Source organism: Candidatus Ruminimicrobium bovinum, from assembly GCF_902760015.1.
Taxonomy (GTDB): domain Bacteria; phylum Elusimicrobiota; class Endomicrobiia; order Endomicrobiales; family Endomicrobiaceae; genus Ruminimicrobium; species Ruminimicrobium bovinum.
Map to the genome: position 1 here is coordinate 1 of NZ_CACWEU010000267.1, position 4,015 is coordinate 4,015.

General features: G+C 49.0%; 6 protein-coding genes. 1 reads left to right on the forward strand and 5 read right to left on the reverse strand.

The window, feature by feature from the left end; all coding sequences use genetic code 11:
* Window positions 1–180, forward strand: a 180-nt coding sequence (locus tag ACMUOV_RS08700; RefSeq protein ID WP_413854761.1) for a hypothetical protein, incomplete at its 5' end; no start/stop codon positions are given.
* Here ACMUOV_RS08700 and ACMUOV_RS08705 read toward each other — a convergent pair.
* The 5 genes from ACMUOV_RS08705 to ACMUOV_RS08725 all read right to left on the reverse strand — a co-directional run.
* A complete protein-coding gene (locus ACMUOV_RS08705; protein ID WP_413854762.1) occupies window positions 158–877 on the reverse strand; it encodes a hypothetical protein in 720 nt (239 codons plus the stop codon). The genes ACMUOV_RS08700 and ACMUOV_RS08705 overlap by 23 nt on opposite strands.
* A 51-nt stretch (window positions 878–928) precedes the next feature.
* Window positions 929–2,755 (reverse strand): DUF262 domain-containing protein, encoded by a 1,827-nt coding sequence (locus ACMUOV_RS08710; RefSeq protein WP_413854763.1) that lies wholly within the window; start codon window positions 2,753–2,755, stop codon window positions 929–931.
* 131 nt (window positions 2,756–2,886) lie between these two features.
* Window positions 2,887–3,318, reverse strand: a complete 432-nt coding sequence (locus ACMUOV_RS08715; protein WP_413854765.1) for a hypothetical protein — start codon at window positions 3,316–3,318, stop codon at window positions 2,887–2,889.
* A 16-nt stretch (window positions 3,319–3,334) separates the two neighbouring features.
* Window positions 3,335–3,733: a hypothetical protein gene (locus tag ACMUOV_RS08720; protein ID WP_413854766.1), complete on the reverse strand. Its 399-nt coding sequence runs from the start codon at window positions 3,731–3,733 to the stop codon at window positions 3,335–3,337.
* 16 nt (window positions 3,734–3,749) lie between these two features.
* On the reverse strand, window positions 3,750–4,015 hold a 266-nt coding region (locus ACMUOV_RS08725), incomplete at its 5' end, for a hypothetical protein (protein ID WP_413854768.1).

A 4,015-nucleotide genomic window follows, 5' to 3' on the forward strand; every position in this document is an offset into this window, starting at 1 on the left:
AAGACTTCTGCCGTTTCTTTCGATATAAAAGCCATAAAAAAGACCTCCTTCGGTAAATTTTGTCCGATTTATTATACCATTGCGACGAGCCTGTTCTTCCTATCCGCAAAAACAAAAAAGACCGCACGGGAAGGTGCGGACTCTTTGTTTGCGTGCATTACCCGCAGGTTATTTCCGTAATGGGGGACGGCACGATGGCAAGCGTCTTCAGAAGGTGGTCGGCGAACCGTTTTCGTTCCGTTACCGCTTTTCGGTCGTAGGAAGTGAACAGGACGAAGGTGTTCCCGTTCCATTCGGTTTTCAGCAGGAACGGATAATCTCCCTTTCCGTTTTTTCGGACAGTCCAATGGGTATCCGGCAAAGCATGTTCCATCAGATTCCATGCTTTCTGGTAACAGGAGTCGTCGCTTTTCAGGTACTGCTTCAGGAAATTTGTATAAATATCCTGACGGCTGATGTACCCGTTGGACAGGCGGGACTTACGGAAACCGAAGATGACGGCGATGATATGGTACAGGATTTTCCGGTTATGGTCGGCATAGTTGCGGGGAATCATACGGTTGACCGTATGCAGGACGGAAATATCGTTTTTCGGTAACTTGGGCAGGTCCTTTGTGTATTCCCACCCGTTCAGGATAACTTCATTGTTATAGGTTTCCGAAAAAAGTTCGCCTTCCGTCCAACCGAAAGGAACGAAGCCGGAGATGCGGATGCCCATCTGCAATGCGATATACAGCTTGCTTTTTAATATCCCTTGCAGATATTCTTCCCATGCGGGAATTTTCTCCCTGTCGGAGTACAAGTAGGGGAAATCTTTATAGGGGGAGTCGTCCAGTTCTTTCAGGACGGAGAAAAGCAGTTTTTTATCTTCGTTCATAAGACAGGTGCGGGGCTGTATAAACAGCCCCGTATCTCCTTTCCTCGCAGGTTAGTCTTTTTTGTACTTGTCGGGAATCGGGAACGCCTTGATGAACAGTTCGGCGTAAACCTTGTTTTGGTTTTCAATGTCCTTGGTTGTCCATTCCTTATGCTTCCCGATGTCTTTGGTGCAGGGGAACAGGGACTTGCGGTACTCTTTTGCCTTGTCCGCAAACTTACGGGAATCACTTTCCTTGGTGACAAGGGCAAGGTTACCGAAGCAGTCCACATAGTCTCCCATGTTCTTGCCTTTGGTCGCATCTTTTGCGTTCGCCCACAGGCTCGGGGTGTTCGGCGGGGCGATATGTTCCACTGCGACCTGTTTAAAGTCCACATCAGGGGTCTTGCCCGTGGCGCAGTTCACACGGTAGAACAGGTAACGCATGAACTCTTTTTTCCCGCGGCTGACGGTACGGTAGAAGCCCCGTCCCTGCGGGTTGACGGTCAGGAAGTTCATGACGATTTCATCCGTAGGGATAAAGGTCACGCCGGTCCCGCCGGTCATGCTCGTCCACACAAAGTCGTCAAGGGTGGCCGCTTTTCCTGCCTGTACCTCGCGGATAAGGTTACGCATCATGGAAAAGGCGGTGGAACGCTGCTGTCCCTTAAATGCCTGTATCACTTTGGCACGGCACTGTCCGACCAACAGGGCATCCAGTGCGTTCATCAGGGTGTTGACGGAGATAACGCCAATCTCCTGAAGATGCAGCAGGTATAAGATGGTGCAGTTGCCTTTCTGTCCGCCGAGGATATATTCAATCTCATAAAGCTTCCTCTGTAACGGGCTTGCCTTATAGAAATTGAAGTCCTCGTCAAAGCACAGGTTCTTGTTATACAAGCGGGCAAACTGCAACAGGGAGTCAAGTAATCCGACGCATTTGCCGACGGTTACGGAATCATTTCCTTTCATTCCTTCCGTCTCACAATAAAGGATGAAGCGGGAGAACAGGGTATCTTTGTTCCACTGCATTTTCCCGTCTTTCGGTGCAAACCCGTTCAACTCGCCCAATATCATCATGGTGTCAATAAGGAACTCTACCATATGGGTACGACCGACGAAATGTTCCAACGGCAGCCAATACTTGTCATATACGACAGGCTGTTGCGGTACGGGAAATCTGGCAAAGATATAGTTCCTGACCAGGTCAGCGGCGTCCAACGGTACACCGGTGGAGTTCATGTCGCTGTAAATCTGTTGCGCATCTTCCGCAGAACAGAAGATAACGTTTATCGTTGCGTTATCAATCGCTTCGAACAGGTCAAGCAGGTCACCGCCTTTGCGGGCATAATCCATGACCATCAAGTACAGCTTTTTGTAGTTATGGGCGATATGACAGGAAACCCTGCGTTCTTTCGGCATAGAGTTCAGGATAGCGTCCACCGGCGCCTTCTCTTCCGCCAGTTTGAGCAACACATCCTCGTCATCACGGTTCAGGGTAATTTTCAACATCCTTTTGCCGGTACGTGCCATATAACAGAAGATGTAGTTTTCTGCCCTGTCAACCAAAGCTTTAAGACCATACTTGCCAGTCTTTTTGTTTTGGTACACTTTCGCCACATCGCGGATGGCCAATGCCGTCAGCATAATGGTGATAAGGCGTTGCTGTCCGTCCGTAATCTGAACCAGATTGCGCTCTTTGATGTCAGAACAGGTGATGTGGCTCATAAAGTGGCTGTAGTTTTCCGACAGGCGTTTGGAAGCCTTAATCATATCCGTCAGAAAACGGACCACATTATCCTCTCTCCATCCGTAGTTCCGCTGCCAAGGCGGGATGTGGAACACCTTTTCCAACTCACTCCGATAAAACGCGCCGATAGAATACAGTTTACTTTCCATGCTTTTTTCTCCTTTTCATAAATAGTTTGATGTTTGTGTCTTTCACTAAATTCATTGTACAATAATTTATTATAATTGTCAATACGCAAATGCACACTGGAAAAACAAGTAAACAAAAAGGGATGGGGGAGTTACTCTCCGCATTCCGTTTCCCCTGTCGGGGATTCCGTAAAGTAGTCCGTTATGAAACGGACGACCTGTTCAAACTCGTGGTAATGGCTGCCGGAGACGAACACGGCATCGCACCAATCTTTGCTGACGGCAGACAAGAGGTCCGACAGGTATTGGGTGGCACGCAGCCACGCATCTGTGTTGTTCCAAAAGATGTCCCTGTCCGTACCCATCAGGGTAGAAACGACCGTGCCGACGGTTTCTGCGGTCTCTGCGTCGCCCGTTTCTTCCGTCAGGTCGTTTTCATAGATGCGGGAAAGCCCGTTCAACCGACCGCACAGATACTGCATACATTTCATCACGTCAAGGGTGACGGGGTGTTCATTCATATAGCGGTACACGGATTCCCGCGTAATCTGCACAGGGTAAATATGATAGTCTTTTTTCTTCATGGTATGTCTCCTTATCTTATGCAATAACGGGGCAGGTGAATACAAGGATTCCGTTCACCCATACATTCAGGGATACCCGTTCTTCCCGCTGTCTGTTGAAAATACGCATCCTCGGTTCGCGGAAAAGTCCGATTTCCGCATCCCGTCCCGCAAAGGAAAGGAAGTATTTCCGTCTTCCTGTGGGGACGGTCTTCCAATCGGGGACAAAATCCGAAAGGTGGCCGGTCAGGGCAGGGTGGGTATGGCGGTATTCCGTCAGCGGTTCAAAAAGGTGTTTATAACGGAATGGAAACCGCCGTTCCTCGCACTTGGTGAAATCGGTCAGATAATATCCGGTTTTTGAAAAACCGAACTCAAAGCCTTCGGCTTTTTCCACATCCCCGTAGAACACGGTTACCAATGCAGTTTTTTCCATAAAAGAATCTCCTTCCTTACCGTTTTTCGTTTTCCACGATTACGGTGAACACATCATCACCGGATTCCAATTCCCATTCACCCAGAATTTCATATTCGGGGTCGGTAAAGCCCAATTCCCCGCCGTTTTCGTCATACAGCACCGCCTGCGCCCATGCCGTGCTTTCTTCATCGGTGGGGGCAATTACCATGATTGCCATGCGGACGGTTTTGCCGTCTTTCGTTTTAAAAACGGATTCTTCGTCAAACAGGCTTCCGCCCTGACGGTCGATGATGTCGGGAT

What these genes read in the sequence shown, in the direction of transcription:
- ACMUOV_RS08705 (WP_413854762.1), bottom strand. Translation starts at nt 877, where the DNA reads ATGAACGAAGATAAAAAACTGCTTTTCTCCGTCCTGAAAGAACTGGAC.
- ACMUOV_RS08710 (WP_413854763.1), bottom strand. Translation starts at nt 2,755, where the DNA reads ATGGAAAGTAAACTGTATTCTATCGGCGCGTTTTATCGGAGTGAGTTG.
- ACMUOV_RS08715 (WP_413854765.1), bottom strand. Translation starts at nt 3,318, where the DNA reads ATGAAGAAAAAAGACTATCATATTTACCCTGTGCAGATTACGCGGGAA.
- ACMUOV_RS08720 (WP_413854766.1), bottom strand. Translation starts at nt 3,733, where the DNA reads ATGGAAAAAACTGCATTGGTAACCGTGTTCTACGGGGATGTGGAAAAA.